General features: G+C 56.3%; 10 protein-coding genes, 2 tRNA genes and 4 rRNA genes. 8 read left to right on the plus strand and 8 right to left on the minus strand.

What is annotated here, in order from left to right; translation table 11 throughout:
- Positions 1-294 precede the first annotated feature (294 nt).
- The 6 genes from DKY63_RS20340 to DKY63_RS20365 form a co-directional block, all read right to left on the minus strand.
- Positions 295-510, minus strand: a complete 216-nt coding sequence (locus DKY63_RS20340; protein ID WP_077047090.1) for a DUF1127 domain-containing protein — start codon at positions 508-510, stop codon at positions 295-297.
- Positions 511-828: 318 nt separating this feature from the next.
- Positions 829-2322, minus strand: a complete 1494-nt coding sequence (locus DKY63_RS20345; RefSeq protein WP_110965724.1) for an acetyl-CoA hydrolase/transferase family protein — start codon at positions 2320-2322, stop codon at positions 829-831.
- A gap of 214 nt (positions 2323-2536) precedes the next feature.
- Positions 2537-3973, minus strand: coding sequence for an NAD(P)(+) transhydrogenase (Re/Si-specific) subunit beta (locus DKY63_RS20350; protein WP_110965725.1), 1437 nt, complete (start codon positions 3971-3973; stop codon positions 2537-2539).
- The gene (locus DKY63_RS20355; protein WP_110965726.1) at positions 3970-4326 is read right to left on the minus strand and encodes an NAD(P) transhydrogenase subunit alpha; all 357 of its coding nucleotides are present in this window, start codon (positions 4324-4326) and stop codon (positions 3970-3972) included. The genes DKY63_RS20350 and DKY63_RS20355 overlap by 4 nt, the downstream gene beginning before the upstream one ends.
- A gap of 11 nt (positions 4327-4337) precedes the next feature.
- Positions 4338-5459, minus strand: a complete 1122-nt coding sequence (locus DKY63_RS20360) for a Re/Si-specific NAD(P)(+) transhydrogenase subunit alpha (protein WP_110965727.1) — start codon at positions 5457-5459, stop codon at positions 4338-4340.
- 436 nt (positions 5460-5895) lie between these two features.
- Complete coding sequence (locus DKY63_RS20365) at positions 5896-6795, minus strand: LysR family transcriptional regulator (protein ID WP_110965728.1); 900 nt, start codon at positions 6793-6795, stop codon at positions 5896-5898.
- 158 nt (positions 6796-6953) lie between these two features.
- Between DKY63_RS20365 and DKY63_RS20370 the strand changes: the two genes are divergently transcribed.
- From DKY63_RS20370 to rrf (DKY63_RS20410), 8 genes are all read left to right on the plus strand, one after another.
- Positions 6954-8135 carry an acyl-CoA dehydrogenase gene (locus tag DKY63_RS20370; RefSeq protein ID WP_077047085.1) on the plus strand — a complete coding sequence of 394 codons (1182 nt, stop codon included), beginning with the start codon at positions 6954-6956 and terminating at the stop codon, positions 8133-8135.
- Positions 8136-8148: 13 nt separating this feature from the next.
- Positions 8149-9369: a CaiB/BaiF CoA transferase family protein gene (locus DKY63_RS20375; protein ID WP_110965729.1), complete on the plus strand. Its 1221-nt coding sequence runs from the start codon at positions 8149-8151 to the stop codon at positions 9367-9369.
- A gap of 580 nt (positions 9370-9949) precedes the next feature.
- Positions 9950-11486 (plus strand): 16S ribosomal RNA (locus DKY63_RS20385).
- An 80-nt stretch (positions 11487-11566) separates the two neighbouring features.
- Positions 11567-11643, plus strand: a tRNA-Ile gene (locus tag DKY63_RS20390).
- Positions 11644-11673: 30 nt separating this feature from the next.
- Positions 11674-11749 (plus strand) — tRNA-Ala (locus DKY63_RS20395).
- 242 nt (positions 11750-11991) lie between these two features.
- A 23S ribosomal RNA gene (locus tag DKY63_RS20400) occupies positions 11992-14883 on the plus strand.
- Positions 14884-15029: 146 nt separating this feature from the next.
- A 5S ribosomal RNA gene (gene rrf, locus DKY63_RS20405) occupies positions 15030-15145 on the plus strand.
- A 106-nt stretch (positions 15146-15251) separates the two neighbouring features.
- Positions 15252-15367, plus strand: a 5S ribosomal RNA gene (gene rrf / locus DKY63_RS20410).
- Together the 16S, 23S and 5S rRNA genes with 2 tRNA genes alongside form the textbook arrangement of a ribosomal RNA operon.
- A gap of 65 nt (positions 15368-15432) precedes the next feature.
- On the opposite strand, the gene DKY63_RS20415 is transcribed toward rrf (DKY63_RS20410), so the two are convergent.
- Both DKY63_RS20415 and DKY63_RS20420 read right to left on the minus strand, forming a co-directional pair.
- Positions 15433-15894 (minus strand): SRPBCC family protein, encoded by a 462-nt coding sequence (locus tag DKY63_RS20415; RefSeq protein ID WP_110965730.1) that lies wholly within the window; start codon positions 15892-15894, stop codon positions 15433-15435.
- 24 nt (positions 15895-15918) lie between these two features.
- Complete coding sequence (locus DKY63_RS20420) at positions 15919-19335, minus strand: non-ribosomal peptide synthetase (RefSeq protein WP_110965731.1); 3417 nt, start codon at positions 19333-19335, stop codon at positions 15919-15921.
- Between the last annotated feature and the right edge of the window lie 8 nt (positions 19336-19343).

Here is a 19343-nt window from a genome sequence, read left to right on the forward strand (position 1 = left end):
AAAATTGACGTGGTGTCTGGAGAGTTGAGCGTTAGACACTCCGTGTTCGCCAAGTTCTGGATGGATAGTAGGCCTGTGGGTGAGGCTCCGCCAATCTGTTCCTTATAGGTACCCAGACAAGCTAGCGCTATTAGTTAAACTGTACAGGTAGATCATGTTTATTCCTTAACTGTACTTGTTTTACTTTTTAAGCTCTTGAAACGACAAAGCCCGTCGTGGTTTCCCACGACGGGCTTTGTTTTTTCAATTCGTTTGCTGGCGGTGGACCTTGAGGTCAGGGCCAGCGACGCTCACTTAGCGCCAGAACGGCTTGCTCAGCTCTTCGTAGCGTTGTGCTTCGCTGATACCGGCATCAGCCAGCAGACGCGAGTCCAGACGAGCCAGTTGGTGGCGGCTGGAGATGCGGCGTTGCCACAGCATCAGGTTGGCGATAACGCGCAGAGGCATGGAAGCCTGGGTTTTTGCAGCAGTGTCTTGAAAGAACAGATCGGAACTGAGTGTACGTTCCATGGTGGTCATCCTTCCGCTTGTGGCGGGATTAGGTAGTGGTTTAACTGGTGCCCATCTTCCTCTTGTTTGCCTAGCCTCTGTAGATACAGTTCATCTGTATTGTGAGGGCTCAGTTAACTGTTTATAGGGGGTGTACTGGTCTAAATTGAGGCAACTGTACTTGTCTGCCTCATAATGGTGCGTTTTAGCATGAATGGTCGACGCAGGTAGGCGTTTTCTGTAGGAAAAGACCGGTACAGCAGTACAGTTTTTTACGGATTGCGAGGATGTGTGAGCCAGCTGGCGCAACTGTGTTTGCGCCAGCTGTTTTTGAGGTGATTACTTCTTCAGCATTTTCCCGGTTTCTTCCAGGTTGATGTGCCAGCTAAGGGCGTCACGCAGGATGTGTGGGGTGTGTCCGCCGACGGCGCAAGCGGCGGTGAAGTAATCGTTCAGCGCCTGGCGGTAATCCGGGTGCACGCATTTGTCGATAATGACTCGGGCCCGCTCCCGGGGTGCAAGGCCTCGCAAGTCGGCCAGGCCCACTTCGGTCACGAGGATGTCGACATCATGTTCGGTATGGTCAACATGACTGACCATCGGCACCACGCTGGAGATCGCGCCGCCCTTGGCAATCGACTTGGTCACAAATACCGACAGGTGCGCGTTGCGCGCAAAGTCGCCCGAGCCGCCGATGCCGTTCATCATCCGCGTGCCGCAGACGTGGGTGGAGTTGACGTTGCCGTAGATATCAAACTCCAGTGCCGTGTTGATGCCGATGATGCCGAGGCGTCGCACGACTTCCGGGTGGTTGGAGATCTCTTGTGGGCGCAGGACCAGTTTGTCCTTGTAGCGCTCCAGATTGCCGAACACGTCGGCATTGCGCCGGCTCGACAGGGTGATCGAGCTGCCCGAAGCAAAGCTCAGCTTTCCTGCGTCGATCAGGTCGAAGGTCGAATCCTGCAGCACCTCGGAATACATCGTCAGATCTTCGAACGGCGAGTCGATCAGGCCGCACATCACCGAGTTGGCGATGGTGCCGATGCCGGCCTGCAGCGGGCCGAGTTTATTGGTCATGCGACCCGCCGCCACTTCCTGTTTGAAAAAGTCGATCAGGTGGTCGGCAATGGCTTGGGTCTCGGCGTCCGGTGCCAGAACGGTGGATGGTGAGTCAGCCTGGTTGGTAACCACGATGGCGACGATTTTTTCCGCTGGAATCGGGATGGCGGTACTGCCAATGCGGTCGTCGACCTTGACCAGCGGAATCGGCGTGCGGGTCGGGCGGTAGGTCGGGATATAGATGTCGTGCAGACCTTCCAGGTTCGGGTTGTGCGCCATGTTGATCTCGACGATCACGTGCTTGGCGAAAATCGCGAAGCTGGCCGAGTTGCCCACGGAAGTGGTTGGCACGATATGACCTTGCTCGGTGATGGCCACGGCTTCGATGACCGCGATGTCCGGCAGCTTCAATTGCTGGTTGCGCAGTTGCTCGACGGTTTCCGAGAGGTGTTGATCGATGAACATCACTTCGCCGGCGTTGATCGCCTTGCGCAATGTGCTGTCGACCTGGAACGGCATGCGTCGCGACAGCACGCCGGCTTCGGTCAACTGCTTGTCGAGGTCATTGCCCAGGCTTGCGCCTGTCATCAGGCTGATCTTCAGTGGCGTGACCTTGGCGCGCTCGGCCAGCGCCTGAGGGACGGCCTTGGCTTCGCCGGCGCGGGTAAAGCCACTCATGCCGACGGTCATGCCGTCCTCAATCAGAGCGGCAGCGTCGGCAGCACTCATCACTTTGTCCAACAACGAAGGCAGGCGAATACGGTCACGGTACATGGATTGTTATCTCGGGTAACGGGTAGCAGGACGTGCAGTCTAGTGAATTGCGCCGACTTCTGTCCCGCTACCAAGGTCGCAATCGAGGCGTCTATTCCGGGCCTTTGCAGCAAAACACCGTTACCGGATCGGTAATAAAAGAATAGATTGTCCGACGATTTGCGCAAACAAAAACGCCCCGACGAGTCGGGGCGTTCGGTGTGCCATGCGAGGGTTACTCGACGGCTTTAACCATGTCTTCGATGACCTTTTTAGCGTCGCCGAACACCATCATGGTCTTGTCCAGGTAGAACAGTTCGTTGTCCAGGCCGGCATAGCCGCTGGCCATCGAGCGCTTGTTGACGATGATGGTCTTGGCCTTGAACGCTTCGAGAATCGGCATGCCGGCAATCGGCGATTTCGGATCGTTCTTGGCGGCTGGGTTGACCACGTCGTTGGCGCCGAGCACCAGCACCACGTCGGCCTGGCCGAACTCGGAGTTGATGTCGTCCATCTCGAACACCTGGTCGTAAGGCACTTCGGCCTCGGCCAGCAGGACGTTCATGTGGCCAGGCATACGACCGGCAACCGGGTGGATCGCGTACTTCACGGTCACGCCGTGATGGGTCAGCTTCTCGGTCAGTTCCTTCAGCGCATGCTGTGCCCGTGCTACCGCCAGGCCATAGCCCGGAACGATGATCACGGTGTCGGCGTTGGTCAGCAGGAAGGTCGCGTCGTCAGCCGAACCGGATTTCACCGGACGGGCTTCTTTCGCGCCTGCAGGGCCACCCGCGTCGGCCGTATTGCCGAAACCGCCGAGCAGTACATTAAAGAAGGAACGGTTCATCGCCTTGCACATGATGTACGAGAGGATCGCACCGGACGAACCCACCAGCGAACCGGCAATGATCAGCATCGAGTTGTTCAGCGAGAAGCCGATACCCGCTGCTGCCCAGCCGGAATAGCTGTTGAGCATCGATACCACGACCGGCATGTCGGCGCCGCCAATCGGGATGATGATCAGCACGCCGAGCACGAAGGCCAGCGCCAGCATCAGGCCGAAAGCAACGTAGTCGCCGGTGAGCATGAAGGTCACGCCCAGTGCCAGCGTGGCCAGGCCCAGCAGCAGGTTCAGCTTGTGCTGGCCGCCGAACTGTACCGGTGCGCCCTGGAACAGGCGGAACTTGTACTTGCCAGCCAGTTTGCCGAAGGCGATGACCGAGCCGGAGAAGGTGATTGCACCGATGGCGGCGCCGAGGAACAGTTCCAGGCGGTTACCGGCCGGGATGGCGTCACCCAATTGCTGGACGATGCCCAGCGATTGCGGCTCGACCACGGCAGCCACGGCAATGAACACTGCCGCCAGGCCGATCATGCTGTGCATGAAGGCGACCAGTTCGGGCATCTTGGTCATTTCAACGCGCTTGGCCATGATCGAACCGGCGGTACCGCCGATCAGCAGGCCGACGATCACGTAGACGATGCCGTCGTGAGCCAGTTCGGCGCCGAGCTTGTAGATCAGGCCGACCGTGGTGAGGATCGCCAGGCCCATGCCGAGCATGCCGAACAGGTTGCCGCGACGCGATGTGGTGGGGTGCGAGAGGCCCTTGAGCGCCTGGATGAAGCAGACCGAGGCGATCAAATACAGGGAAGTAACAAGGTTCATGCTCATGCTTGCTGCACCTCAGCCTTGACTGCTTCGGCCTTGGCTGCAGGATCCTTTGCTGGAGCTGCTTTCTTCTTGAACATTTCCAGCATGCGCCGGGTAACCAGGAAGCCACCGAACACGTTGACCGCGGCCAGTGCCACGGCCAGGGTGCCCATGGTTTTGCCCAGTGGGGTCACGGTGAGCGCGGCGGCGAGCATGGCGCCGACGATCACGATGGCGGAGATGGCGTTGGTGACCGCCATCAGTGGGGTGTGCAGCGCAGGGGTCACGTTCCAGACCACGTGGTAGCCGACATAGATAGCCAGCACGAAGATGATCAGGTTGTAGATACCGTGAGAGATCAGCATGTCTTCCATTGTTTTTATCCTCAGCCGTTCTTGCGCACGATCTGGCCGTCGCGGCACATCAGGCACGCGGCGACGATATCGTCTTCAAGGTTGATCACCAGTTGTCCATCTTTATCGAACAACAGTTTCATGAAGTCCAGCAGGTTGCGGGCATACAGCGCCGAGGCGTCGGCGCCGACAGAGGCCGCGAGATTGGTCGGGCCGACAATGGTCACGCCATTCTCGACGACCACCTGGTCCGCCACGGTCAGCGGGCAGTTGCCGCCCTGGGCTGCGGCCAGGTCGATGACCACCGAACCCGGTTTCATCTGCGCCACGGTTTCGGCGCTCAATAGCGTCGGCGCCTTGCGGCCCGGAATCAGGGCGGTGGTAATGACGATGTCGGCCTGCTTGGCGCGCTCATGGACGGCCACGGCCTGGCGCTGCATCCAGCTCGCCGGCATCGGTCGTGCGTAACCGCCGACACCGACGGCGCATTCACGCTCTTCGTCGGTTTCGTAAGGCACGTCGACGAACTTGGCGCCGAGGGATTCGATTTGCTCCTTGACCGCAGGACGTACGTCGGACGCCTCGATCACTGCACCCAGGCGTTTCGCCGTAGCAATCGCCTGCAAGCCAGCCACGCCCGCGCCGAGGATCAGCACGCGCGCCGCTTTCACGGTGCCCGCGGCAGTCATCAGCATCGGCATGAAGCGAGGGTAGTAGTGAGCGGCCAGCAACACAGCTTTATAGCCGGCGATGTTGGCTTGGGAAGACAGTACGTCCAGGCTTTGGGCGCGGGAGGTACGTGGCGCCGCTTCCAGGGCAAACGCGGTAATGCCGCATTCGGCCATTTTGGCGATGGTTTCATTGCTGAACGGGTTGAGCATGCCCACTACAACGGTGCCGCTTTTGATCAGCGCCAGTTCGTTGTCGCTGGGTGCGACCACTTTGAGTATCAGCTCGGCGCCAAACGCATCGTTGGCGTTGCCAATTTTTGCACCTGCCGCTTCATAGGCACTGTCGACAACGCTGGCATTGATGCCGGCGCCGCTTTGTACAGTGACCTTATGGCCCTGGCTGATCAGCTTCTTAATGGTTTCCGGGGTAGCAGCAACCCGTGTTTCACCCGTCTGGGTCTCGAGAGGAACACCAATGTGCACGTCAAATCTCCTGCGTGATCTTATTGAGTAAACCCATGCACTACGGATGGTGCGGCTGGGGCGGCCGATCAGCACGATCCCGCCGAATTTGGGCGGGGCGCGGCATTTTGCAGGCGAACTTTGCGCCCTTTCAAGGGATTATGACGTGTGACGCAAAATTAACTACAAGTCATCCCGTGACCGAATGTCGCAGCATTTCGGTTGAAGCCCATGTATATCGGGACCTGTAGCCATTTTTATCGAAAATAAAGAATTTTCGCATCGGCCATATGAATGATGCTGCATTGTTTGGAAATAGCAGCGCAAAGCCATGTATTCAGGCGCTTGTGGGACGTTTGTACTGCTTTGAAGTGCAGTCTTCGAATATGCGACAAATACTTATATCTGTAGGTTTTTTATTTTGCTGACTACGAGGTCAGTTAATCGCTGTAGCCCTTTATTCTTCTGTGCTGTAGCTGTGCGCCTGATGGACCAGCCAATCCCGAAAAGCCCGCAAAGAGGCCGATTCGACCTTTCGCTCGGGAATCATCAGGTAATACGCCTTGATGCTGGACAGTGCCTGGGGGTTGGCGATCACCAGGCGTTTGTCGGCCAATTCACGCTGAATCAGAAACGGTGGAATCAGGGCGATACCCATGTCGTGCATGGCCGCCTGAGCCAGCATGGAGAATAGCTCGTAGCGTGGTCCTGTCATGTCTCGCGGGACATTCAGTCGCTGAGAGTTAAACCAGTGTCGCCAGGCATAGGGGCGAGTGGTCTGTTGCAGGAGGGGCAGTTCAGCGATTTCCTCGGCAGTCAGTTGGTTGTTTTTTCCCAGCAGATTGGGACTGCAAACGGGAAGTGGATGTTCGCCCATCAGGCGATGGGATTCCGTACCTGACCAGTCAGCATCGCCGAAATAAATCGCTGCGTCGAAGTCAGTATCGGCGAACAGGAAGGGGCGTGTGCGGTTGGTCAGGTTGACCGTTACCTCCGGGTGTTTTTGCTGGAAGTCCTTAAGTCGGGGCAATAGCCATTGGGTGCCGAAGGTTGGAACCACAGCCAGTTCGATCACATTGGTGCCTTGTTGGCCCATCACCGACAGGGTGTCTCGTTCGACCGCATCGAGCTGGGTTGCCACCCGGCGGCTGTAGGAGAGGCCGGCCTCCGTCAGTTTCACTCCGCGCCGTGAGCGTCGGAACAACTCAACACTGAGAAATTCCTCAAGGCTGGCGATCTGTCGGCAAATCGCGCCCTGGGTGAGTGAGAGTTCCTGCGCTGCCTTGGTAAAGCTCTCGTGGCGTGCGGCGGCCTCAAAGCTGATCAGGGCGGTTGTGCTGGGAATCTTTCTGCGCATGTACGTCAACCTCACTAATACATCGCACTATTTGCGGTTTGCGACGTTTCGGAGTGAGAAATTAGCACAACAGTATGCGAAATCCTCGTTTGCCCGGATGGCGAACCCGGCCTAGGATCATTCCCACGTTATTTGACCCGTTTCGAGAGGATGTACTCATGGCCGGTAAAGCAAGCTTCAACTGGATCGATCCCCTGCTGCTGGATCAACAGCTCACCGAAGAAGAGCGCATGATCCGCGACACCGCCGCTCAGTTCGCTCAGCAGAGCCTCGCGCCACGCATTCTCGAAGCGTTCCGTCATGAAAAGACCGACCCGGCGATCTTCCGCGAAATGGGCGAAGTGGGTCTGTTGGGCGCGACCATTCCGGAGCAGTACGGCGGCAGCGGCCTGAACTATGTCAGCTACGGCCTGATCGCCCGTGAAGTCGAGCGTATCGACTCCGGCTACCGTTCGATGATGAGCGTACAGTCCTCGCTGGTGATGGTGCCGATCAATGAGTTCGGTACCGAAGCGCAGAAGCAGAAATACCTGCCAAAACTGGCCTCGGGTGAGTGGATTGGCTGCTTCGGTCTGACCGAGCCTAACCACGGTTCCGACCCGGGCGCGATGATTACTCGTGCACGCAAGGTAGAAGGCGGCTACAGCCTGACCGGCAGCAAGATGTGGATTACCAACAGCCCGATCGCCGATGTGTTCGTGGTCTGGGGCAAGGACGATGCAGGCGATATTCGTGGCTTCGTTCTGGAGAAAGGCTGGAAAGGCCTGAGCGCTCCTGCGATTCACGGCAAGGTCGGCCTGCGTGCATCGATCACCGGCGAGATCGTCATGGACAACGTGTTTGTTCCGGAAGAGAACATCTTCCCGGATGTCCGTGGCTTGAAAGGTCCATTCACTTGCCTCAACTCCGCACGCTACGGTATTTCCTGGGGTGCCCTGGGAGCTGCCGAGTTCTGCTGGCACACCGCTCGCCAATACACCCTGGATCGTCAGCAGTTCGGTCGCCCATTGGCTGCGACTCAGCTGATCCAGAAGAAGCTGGCCGATATGCAGACCGAAATCACCATGGCACTGCAAGGCTGCCTGCGTCTGGGTCGTATGAAGGATGAAGGTACCGCGGCGGTCGAAATCACTTCGATGATGAAGCGCAACTCCTGCGGCAAGTCGCTGGATATCGCGCGCATGGCTCGCGACATGCTGGGCGGCAACGGTATTTCGGACGAGTTCGGCGTTGCTCGCCATCTGGTCAACCTGGAAGTTGTGAACACCTATGAAGGTACGCATGACGTCCACGCGCTGATCCTCGGTCGCGCGCAGACTGGCATCCAGGCGTTCTATTAATAGGAGAACGTCCATGGGCGCGCTTTCGCATCTACGGGTACTGGATTTATCGCGGGTGCTGGCCGGGCCTTGGTCTGGGCAGATTCTCGCGGACCTTGGCGCTGAGGTGATCAAGGTCGAGCGTCCGGGCAATGGCGATGACACGCGCGCCTGGGGGCCGCCTTTCCTTAAGGACGCCTATGGCGAGAACACCAGCGAGGCCGCCTATTACCTGTCGGCCAATCGCAACAAGCAATCGGTGACCATCGACTTCACGCGTCCGGAAGGGCAGAAGCTGGTGCGCGACCTGGCGGCCAAGTCGGACATTCTGATCGAGAACTTCAAGGTCGGTGGGCTGGCGGCTTATGGGCTGGATTACGAATCGCTGAAGGCGATCAATCCGGATCTGATCTATTGCTCGATCACCGGGTTTGGTCAAACCGGTCCTTACGCCAAGCGTGCGGGTTATGACTTCATGATCCAGGGGCTGGGCGGCCTCATGAGCCTGACGGGGCGACCTGAAGGGGATGAGGGGGCGGGGCCGGTGAAGGTCGGCGTGGCGCTGACCGACATTTTGACGGGGCTCTACTCGACCGTGGCGATCCTGGCAGCGCTTGCGCATCGTAATCAGGTCGGCGGAGGGCAGCACATTGATATGGCATTGCTGGATGTGCAGGTGGCATGTCTGGCTAACCAGGCGATGAACTACCTGACAACGGGCAACCCTCCCAAGCGTTTGGGCAATGCTCATCCGAATATCGTGCCTTACCAGGATTTTCCTACGGCGGATGGCGACTTCATCCTTACCGTGGGTAATGACGGGCAGTTCCGCAAGTTCGCGGAAGTCGCCGGGCAGCCTCAGTGGGCGGATGATCCACGGTTTGCGACCAACAAGCTGCGGGTGGCGAATCGGGCGGTGCTTATTCCGCTGATCCGTCAGGCGACGGTATTCAAGACCACTGCCGAGTGGGTGGCGCAGCTGGAGCAGGCGGGTGTGCCTTGCGGTCCTATCAATGACCTGGCGCAGATGTTTGCGGATCCTCAGGTCAAGGCGCGTGGTTTGGCAATCGAGTTGCCACATGCCTTGGCGGGGGCGGTACCTCAGGTGGCGAGTCCGATTCGGTTGTCCGAGACGCCGGTGGAGTATCGTCGCGCGCCTCCTTTGCTGGGTGAGCATACGCTGGAGGTTCTGCAGCGAGTGCTGGGGCTAGAGGCTGGTGTCGTGGCTGCGTTTAAAGAGTCCGGCGTTCTCTGACCTCTCCTTCTATATAGAAAGGCGGTGTTTGCTCCTCTCGGTTGCGGGGAGCAGGCCGTTTTCTTGCCGTCTGTAACTTATTGAAAGAAAACTGAAATTAACGGTTGACGGCGAATTTCAGTTCTCTATAATTCGCCCCACTTCCGGCGCAGTCGAAACGGAAAACTCCTTTATAAACAATGAGTTACGCAGTTTCGATGGTCAGGTGCTTCAGTTCATCGAAGCCCGCAGGCAGTTGAAAAAGAGGTGTTGACAGCAGCGAGTAACGCTGTAGAATTCGCCTCCCGCTGACGAGAGATCGGCAGCGCAAGTGGTTGAAGTTGTTAAGGATTCCTTGAAAACTTCTGAAAATAATCACTTGACAGCAAATGAGGCTGCTGTAGAATGCGCGCCTCGGTTGAGCAAAGCGCTTAACCAACCGCTCTTTAACAACTGAATCAAGCAATTCGTGTGGGTGCTTGTGGAGTCAGACTGCTAGTCAACAGATTATCAGCATCACAAGTTACTCCGCGAGAAATCAAAGATGTAACCAACGATTGCTGAGCCAAGTTTAGGGTTTTCTCAAAACCCAAAGATGTTTGAACTGAAGAGTTTGATCATGGCTCAGATTGAACGCTGGCGGCAGGCCTAACACATGCAAGTCGAGCGGATGAAGAGAGCTTGCTCTCTGATTCAGCGGCGGACGGGTGAGTAATGCCTAGGAATCTGCCTGGTAGTGGGGGACAACGTTTCGAAAGGAACGCTAATACCGCATACGTCCTACGGGAGAAAGCAGGGGACCTTCGGGCCTTGCGCTATCAGATGAGCCTAGGTCGGATTAGCTAGTTGGTGAGGTAATGGCTCACCAAGGCGACGATCCGTAACTGGTCTGAGAGGATGATCAGTCACACTGGAACTGAGACACGGTCCAGACTCCTACGGGAGGCAGCAGTGGGGAATATTGGACAATGGGCGAAAGCCTGATCCAGCCATGCCGCGTGTGTGAAGAAGGTCTTCGGATTGTAAAGCACTTTAAGTTGGGAGGAAGGGCATTAACCTAATACGTTAGTGTTTTGACGTTACCGACAGAATAAGCACCGGCTAACTCTGTGCCAGCAGCCGCGGTAATACAGAGGGTGCAAGCGTTAATCGGAATTACTGGGCGTAAAGCGCGCGTAGGTGGTTTGTTAAGTTGGATGTGAAAGCCCCGGGCTCAACCTGGGAACTGCATTCAAAACTGACAAGCTAGAGTATGGTAGAGGGTGGTGGAATTTCCTGTGTAGCGGTGAAATGCGTAGATATAGGAAGGAACACCAGTGGCGAAGGCGACCACCTGGACTGATACTGACACTGAGGTGCGAAAGCGTGGGGAGCAAACAGGATTAGATACCCTGGTAGTCCACGCCGTAAACGATGTCAACTAGCCGTTGGGGACCTTGAGTCTTTAGTGGCGCAGCTAACGCATTAAGTTGACCGCCTGGGGAGTACGGCCGCAAGGTTAAAACTCAAATGAATTGACGGGGGCCCGCACAAGCGGTGGAGCATGTGGTTTAATTCGAAGCAACGCGAAGAACCTTACCAGGCCTTGACATCCAATGAACTTTCCAGAGATGGATTGGTGCCTTCGGGAACATTGAGACAGGTGCTGCATGGCTGTCGTCAGCTCGTGTCGTGAGATGTTGGGTTAAGTCCCGTAACGAGCGCAACCCTTGTCCTTAGTTACCAGCACGTAATGGTGGGCACTCTAAGGAGACTGCCGGTGACAAACCGGAGGAAGGTGGGGATGACGTCAAGTCATCATGGCCCTTACGGCCTGGGCTACACACGTGCTACAATGGTCGGTACAGAGGGTTGCCAAGCCGCGAGGTGGAGCTAATCCCACAAAACCGATCGTAGTCCGGATCGCAGTCTGCAACTCGACTGCGTGAAGTCGGAATCGCTAGTAATCGCGAATCAGAATGTCGCGGTGAATACGTTCCCGGGCCTTGTACACACCGCCCGTCACACCATGGGAGTGGGTTGCACCAGAAGTAGCTAGTCTAACCTTCGGGAGGACGGTTACCACGGTGTGATTCATGACTGGGGTGAAGTCGTAACAAGGTAGCCGTAGGGGAACCTGCGGCTGGATCACCTCCTTAATCGACGACTCAGCTGCTCCATGAGCTCCCACACGAATTGCTTGATTCATTGAAGAAGACGAAAGAAGCAGCCCGAAATTGGGTCTGTAGCTCAGTTGGTTAGAGCGCACCCCTGATAAGGGTGAGGTCGGCAGTTCGAATCTGCCCAGACCCACCAATTTTGTGTGGGAAACGCCTGTAGAAATACGGGGCCATAGCTCAGCTGGGAGAGCGCCTGCCTTGCACGCAGGAGGTCAGCGGTTCGATCCCGCTTGGCTCCACCACTACTGCTTCTGAAGTAAGAGCTTAGAAATGAGCATTCCATCGAGTGATGGTGAATGTTGATTTCTAGTCTTTGACTAGTTCGTTCTTTAAAAATTTGGGTATGTGATAGAAAGATAGACTGAGATCCACTTTCACTGGTGGTGATCAGGCTAAGGTAAAATTTGTGAGTGACTCTTAAGAGTTTTGCGAATTTTCGGCGAATGTCGTCTTCACAGTATAACCAGATTGCTTGGGGTTATATGGTCAAGTGAAGAAGCGCATACGGTGGATGCCTTGGCAGTCAGAGGCGATGAAAGACGTGGTAGCCTGCGAAAAGCTTCGGGGAGTCGGCAAACAGACTTTGATCCGGAGATGTCTGAATGGGGGAACCCAGCCATCATAAGATGGTTATCTTGTACTGAATACATAGGTGCAAGAGGCGAACCAGGGGAACTGAAACATCTAAGTACCCTGAGGAAAAGAAATCAACCGAGATTCCCTTAGTAGTGGCGAGCGAACGGGGACTAGCCCTTAAGTGGCTTTGAGATTAGCGGAACGCTCTGGAAAGTGCGGCCATAGTGGGTGATAGCCCTGTACGCGAAAATCTCTTAGTCATGAAATCGAGTAGGACGGAGCACGAGAAACTTTGTCTGAATATGGGGGGACCATCCTCCAAGGCTAAATACTACTGACTGACCGATAGTGAACTAGTACCGTGAGGGAAAGGCGAAAAGAACCCCGGAGAGGGGAGTGAAATAGATCCTGAAACCGTATGCGTACAAGCAGTGGGAGCAGACTTTGTTCTGTGACTGCGTACCTTTTGTATAATGGGTCAGCGACTTATATTCAGTGGCGAGCTTAACCGAATAGGGGAGGCGTAGCGAAAGCGAGTCTTAATAGGGCGTTTAGTCGCTGGGTATAGACCCGAAACCGGGCGATCTATCCATGGGCAGGTTGAAGGTTAGGTAACACTGACTGGAGGACCGAACCGACTACCGTTGAAAAGTTAGCGGATGACCTGTGGATCGGAGTGAAAGGCTAATCAAGCTCGGAGATAGCTGGTTCTCCTCGAAAGCTATTTAGGTAGCGCCTCATGTATCACTGTAGGGGGTAGAGCACTGTTTCGGCTAGGGGGTCATCCCGACTTACCAAACCGATGCAAACTCCGAATACCTACAAGTGCCGAGCATGGGAGACACACGGCGGGTGCTAACGTCCGTCGTGAAAAGGGAAACAACCCAGACCGTCAGCTAAGGTCCCAAAGTTATGGTTAAGTGGGAAACGATGTGGGAAGGCTTAGACAGCTAGGAGGTTGGCTTAGAAGCAGCCACCCTTTAAAGAAAGCGTAATAGCTCACTAGTCGAGTCGGCCTGCGCGGAAGATGTAACGGGGCTCAAACCATACACCGAAGCTACGGGTATCACTTAGGTGATGCGGTAGAGGAGCGTTCTGTAAGCCTGTGAAGGTGAGTTGAGAAGCTTGCTGGAGGTATCAGAAGTGCGAATGCTGACATGAGTAACGACAATGGGTGTGAAAAACACCCACGCCGAAAGACCAAGGTTTCCTGCGCAACGTTAATCGACGCAGGGTTAGTCGGTCCCTAAGGCGAGGCTGAAAAGCGTAGTCGATGGAAAACAGGTTAATATTCCTGTACTTCTGGTTATTGCGATGGAGGGACGGAGAAGGCTAGGCCAGCTTGGCGTTGGTTGTCCAAGTTTAAGGTGGTAGGCTGGAATCTTAGGTAAATCCGGGATTCTAAGGCCGAGAGCTGATGACGAGTTACCCTTTGGGTGACGAAGTGGTTGATGCCATGCTTCCAAGAAAAGCTTCTAAGCTTCAGATAACCAGGAACCGTACCCCAAACCGACACAGGTGGTTGGGTAGAGAATACCAAGGCGCTTGAGAGAACTCGGGTGAAGGAACTAGGCAAAATGGCACCGTAACTTCGGGAGAAGGTGCGCCGGTGAGGGTGAAGCACTTGCTGCGTAAGCCCACGCCGGTCGAAGATACCAGGCCGCTGCGACTGTTTATTAAAAACACAGCACTCTGCAAACACGAAAGTGGACGTATAGGGTGTGACGCCTGCCCGGTGCCGGAAGGTTAATTGATGGGGTTAGCTAACGCGAAGCTCTTGATCGAAGCCCCGGTAAACGGCGGCCGTAACTATAACGGTCCTAAGGTAGCGAAATTCCTTGTCGGGTAAGTTCCGACCTGCACGAATGGCGTAACGATGGCGGCGCTGTCTCCACCCGAGACTCAGTGAAATTGAAATCGCTGTGAAGATGCAGTGTATCCGCGGCTAGACGGAAAGACCCCGTGAACCTTTACTATAGCTTTGCACTGGACTTTGAATTTGCTTGTGTAGGATAGGTGGGAGGCTTTGAAGCGTGGACGCCAGTTCGCGTGGAGCCATCCTTGAAATACCACCCTGGCAACTTTGAGGTTCTAACTCAGGTCCGTTATCCGGATCGAGGACAGTGTATGGTGGGTAGTTTGACTGGGGCGGTCTCCTCCTAAAGAGTAACGGAGGAGTACGAAGGTGCGCTCAGACCGGTCGGAAATCGGTCGTAGAGTATAAAGGCAAAAGCGCGCTTGACTGCGAGACAGACACGTCGAGCAGGTACGAAAGTAGGTCTTAGTGATCCGGTGGTTCTGTATGGAAGGGCCATCGCTCAACGGATAAAAGGTACTCCGGGGATAACAGGCTGATACCGCCCAAGAGTTCATATCGACGGCGGTGTTTGGCACCTCGATGTCGGCTCATCACATCCTGGGGCTGAAGCCGGTCCCAAGGGTATGGCTGTTCGCCATTTAAAGTGGTACGCGAGCTGGGTTTAGAACGTCGTGAGACAGTTCGGTCCCTATCTGCCGTGGACGTTTGAGATTTGAGAGGGGCTGCTCCTAGTACGAGAGGACCGGAGTGGACGAACCTCTGGTGTTCCGGTTGTCACGCCAGTGGCATTGCCGGGTAGCTATGTTCGGAAAAGATAACCGCTGAAAGCATCTAAGCGGGAAACTTGCCTCAAGATGAGATCTCACTGGAACCTTGAGTTCCCTGAAGGGCCGTCGAAGACTACGACGTTGATAGGTTGGGTGTGTAAGCGCTGTGAGGCGTTGAGCTAACCAATACTAATTGCCCGTGAGGCTTGACCATATAACACCCAAGCAATTTGCGTCGAAAGGCCAGATTGCGGTGTGTGAAGACGCAATGAACCGAAAGTTCGCGCAACTCGCAAACACCGAAAGCTGTCACATACCCGATTCGCTGGAACGTTGAAAGACGCGTCAGCTCAAGAATTTCTTGACGACCATAGAGCATTGGAACCACCTGATCCCATCCCGAACTCAGAAGTGAAACGATGCATCGCCGATGGTAGTGTGGGGTTTCCCCATGTGAGAGTAGGTCATCGTCAAGATTAAATTCCGAAACCCCAATTGCGAAAGCAGTTGGGGTTTTGTTTTAGTAGAAGTCACCAATTTTCACCGGAACGTTACGCTCGTAACGGGCTGGTCACAGAATTTCTTGACGACCATAGAGCATTGGAACCACCTGATCCCATCCCGAACTCAGAAGTGAAACGATGCATCGCCGATGGTAGTGTGGGGTTTCCCCATGTGAGAGTAGGTCATCGTCAAGATTGAATTCCGAAACCCCAATTGCGAAAGCAGTTGGGGTTTTGTCTTTTCTGGCTAACCAAAAGCGTCAGGCAAACAGCCTCAACACATTCCCCATCGCATCATCGGCAAACCCCTGAACGAATGCCTTGAAACCGGCTTCAGCGTCACCCTGCACAGGTTCGGCAACAATGCTCCAGGTCGCGATGGATCGGCCCGGACCCACAGCCTCAACCTGCATCGCCGCCCACAAATTGAGCACACCCAAAGTGTTGTAGATCGTGGTCCAAGTCATATTCATGACCCGATCATCGCGGGAATTGAGTTGCTCAACCACCACATTGCCATCCTTGAAGAACTTCTTGCGCAAGGACGACACACCTCCCCCTGTCATCTCGATATGCGACAGCGCCGGAATGAACTGGTCAAATCCGGCAAAGTTGCCGACCACCGCCCAGACCTTCACGGCATCGGCGGGAACCTCCACTGAAGAAACAACATGACAGCCATTCGGATTCTTGATCAGGGTATCGGGTTTCAGATTGATCATGGTCTTGCTCCTGGTTGTGATGAATCAAATGAAATTGATTTCCTTGAGGTAGTCGCATCCACGCCGCAGCAACGCCGCTGATTTTTCCGGATAACGCGCACCCATCTGCCGAACCCCGGCCCGGGCGTTGTCGTGACCAATCATCGAGATGTCACCGATGTCTTCCTCGAAGCCGTTGAGATAGAACCCCAGCACACCGAACAACGCGTTATCGCTATCGACCCGGCCCAGTTGCCGCTGCCAGTCGGCGACGCTGACCAGAGAGAATTCCCGGCCTGATTCACGAAAGGACGCCACATAGCTGTCCCAGCTCAGAGGCTCGGGGTTGTGCAGGTTGAACACCGCCTTTTCCGGCTGATAGCGGCTGGCATGGAATGCGATGAAGCGAGCGAGAAAGTCCACCGGCATCAAATCGAAATTGAGTTCCAACTCCGGCACCTGACCGAGTTGAATCGAACCCTTGAGCATCAGCATCAAACGGTTCTTGTGCGGCTGGCACACGCCCGAGAGGCTGTTAAAGCTGATGTTGCCCGGGCGATAGAGGTTGACCCACACACCGCGCTCGCGGGCGCGCTCGAGAATCCGCTCACCCACCCACTTCGACAGGTTGTAGCCATTCTTGATGTAGATCGGCGGAGTCTGTGCCGCGGGCACTTCAAGCACCCTGCCGTCGCTGGCCATCGTGCTGGAAGCCGAGAGCGTCGAAACGAAGTTGAAGATCTTTTTGCTGCGCCCCTCACACAATCGCAGACACTCGAAAATCGGCTCGACGTTATCCCGTGCCAGCGACTCGTAATCGAGCACGTGATTGACGTTGGCGGCGTTGTGCACCAGTGCGCCGAACTCCCGATCCAGCCGTTCGTAAACCTCCTGTGAGAGCCCCAGGAATGGCTGAGTGATGTCCGCCGCATAAACCCGTACCCGACTCAGGTCCAGATGCTCCAGTCGGTTCTCTCGCAGTGCCTGGGTAAAACGCTCGGCAGCCGATTGCCCATGACTGTCGCGGACCAGACACGCCACTTCGCTCGCACCCCACGCCAGCAGCGCCTCGACGATATGCACCCCGACAAAGCTGTTGGCACCGGTAACAATCACCTTGTGCACATCGCCCAGACACCCCATAGGCAGCGGCTGCACCTGAAGCTCTCGCGAGGCATCAGCCAAGGCCTGTTCGCTCAACACTTCTTCAGTTCCACAACCACGGACCAGCGTCGCCAGCTTCGTGATAGTGGGCAGTTCGATGAAACGGTTGATCGAGATGCTACGACCGAACGCCTCACGTAAGCGCAGCAACATGCGCGACAACAGGATCGAATGACCGCCGAGATTGAAAAAGCTTTCGTCCGTTGAAATATCGCTCGCCGGCAAGTCCAGCAACTCGGCCCATATCTCCCGCAACAACGCTTCATCGGCATTGACCGGCAGACATCGCTCGCTGCTCCCGCTAAAGCTGACCGGCAACGACAGCAACGCCTTGCGATCCACCTTGCCGTTACTCCCATACGGCATGTTCGCCAGCTCAGTCCACGCAACAGGCTGCATATAGTCCGGCAGACGCTGCGTCGCATGGGACCGCAGCACCTCACGCGCGTCGCCAGCCCCGCCTTCTCGAGGCTGGGCGAGGAAGGCCAGAATCCGCCGCTGGCTGTCGATCACTACCGCCACCTGGCGGTACAACTGGCTGTCGCGCAGGCAGCGCTCGATCTCCTCCGGCTCGACCCGAAAACCGCGGATCTTCACCTGATTGTCACGCCGACCACACAACTCGATCCCGTCTGCCGTCCACTTCGCCATATCACCCGTGCGATAGGCCCTCAGGCTCCCACCCTCCGGCAGGTCCAGATGCAAATAGCGCTCCGCGGTCTGTTGTGGATCGTTCAAGTAACCCAGGCACACCCCCGGCCCGATGATGTACAACTCGCCAACCGTTTGCTCGATCACCGGCTGTAAATTCTCATCAAGAATCAACACCTGACTGTTGGCGATCGGCCCGCCCAGGGAACGATTGTGGTCGCCAGCCCGCATCTGACGCGCGGTGACCAGCACCGTGGCTTCAGTCGGCCCATAGAGGTTGTAGAGCTTGCCCTGGCGGGTCAGTTGCTCGATGACCCACGGCTCGCAAACATCGCCCCCGGTCATCACATGGTCGAGATCGCGCAGTTGCTCCAGCGGTAAAATGCTCAGCAGCGCCGGCGGCAAAAACGCATGGCTCAGCCGATGCTGACGGATCAGCTCCACCAGTTGCAGCGGATCGCGACGCTGCCCCTCATCAGGCACGATCAACTCGGCGCCCTGCAACAAGGTCGGAAAAATGTCGATCAGCGATGAGTCAAAACTCAGCGAGGAAAACTGCAGCACCCGACTCTGTTCGGTCAGTTGTACATAGTCGGCGTACCAGGCTGTGAAATGGGCAAGATTGGCCTGACTGAGCAGTACGCCCTTGGGTTGGCCGGTAGTGCCCGAGGTGTACAGCGCCATGCACGGCGCAACGGAATGAGGCCGATAACGCATCAGAGGCTGGTCGAGACTCACCCCCTCCGTGTCGATGGTGGTGATGTCCAGTCCTGGCAGGAGAGCCGCCAGCGGATGCTGCCCGTCATGCAGCAGCACCGCCGCACCCGCGTTCGACAGGATGTACTGCTGACGCTGCAGCGGATGGCTCGGCTCCAACGGCAGGTACACCGCGCCGCAGCCCAGGATCGCCAGAATCCCCGCGTACAATGCGCTGCATTTGGGCAGGCAAATGCCCACCACCAACGGCCCTTCCTGTTGATCGAGCAAGGGTTGCAAGCGCTGCTGGATAGCGAGGCTGAGGGTATGCAATTGGCGATAGTCCATCGTGCTGCCGGCAACCGTCAGCGCTGGTCGCCGGGCGCACTCGATGAAGCGCTGTTCAAGGCGCTCGATCATCGGCACTTGAGCCAGGGTCAGCAATCGAGAGTCGGCCGTCGCGTTGCGCTGATGAACGAACGCGAGACTGTCGAGAAACAGCAGGCTTTCAATCCTTTCGAAATGAACGCAGGCATTCGGTTCGGCGAACCTGAAATACTCGGCATCCCGTGAATAGCGACTGACCAGCAAGGCCACTTGATCAACCATCTCCGCGACGGCGTGTAGACGCAATGCCTGGCCATTACCCGAAGCGTCATCGGCGATCGCCACGCAGTGCAACCTCCTGGAATCGACTGTGAGCAACAGGCCAAGTGAAGGCAGGCCCGACGCGCCGGGCAGATCGATACCCAATTGCAGCGTCAGGCGCGGTGCGTCACTGAGCAGCGGCCAATCGAGGCTTGCATCATCGATCAGCAGGTCCGCACTGACCGGCGCAGGATCATCAAGCGTCGTCACCCGGACTGGTGTATGTCCATGTTGTTCCAGTTCCTGCTGCAGGTCGGTCAGTGCCTGGCTTCGTCCAATGAGCAGAATGTCGAGACGTCTCATGATGTCCT

It is taken from the genome of Pseudomonas putida (assembly GCF_003228315.1).
GTDB classification, from domain to species: Bacteria; Pseudomonadota; Gammaproteobacteria; order Pseudomonadales; family Pseudomonadaceae; genus Aquipseudomonas; species Aquipseudomonas putida_S.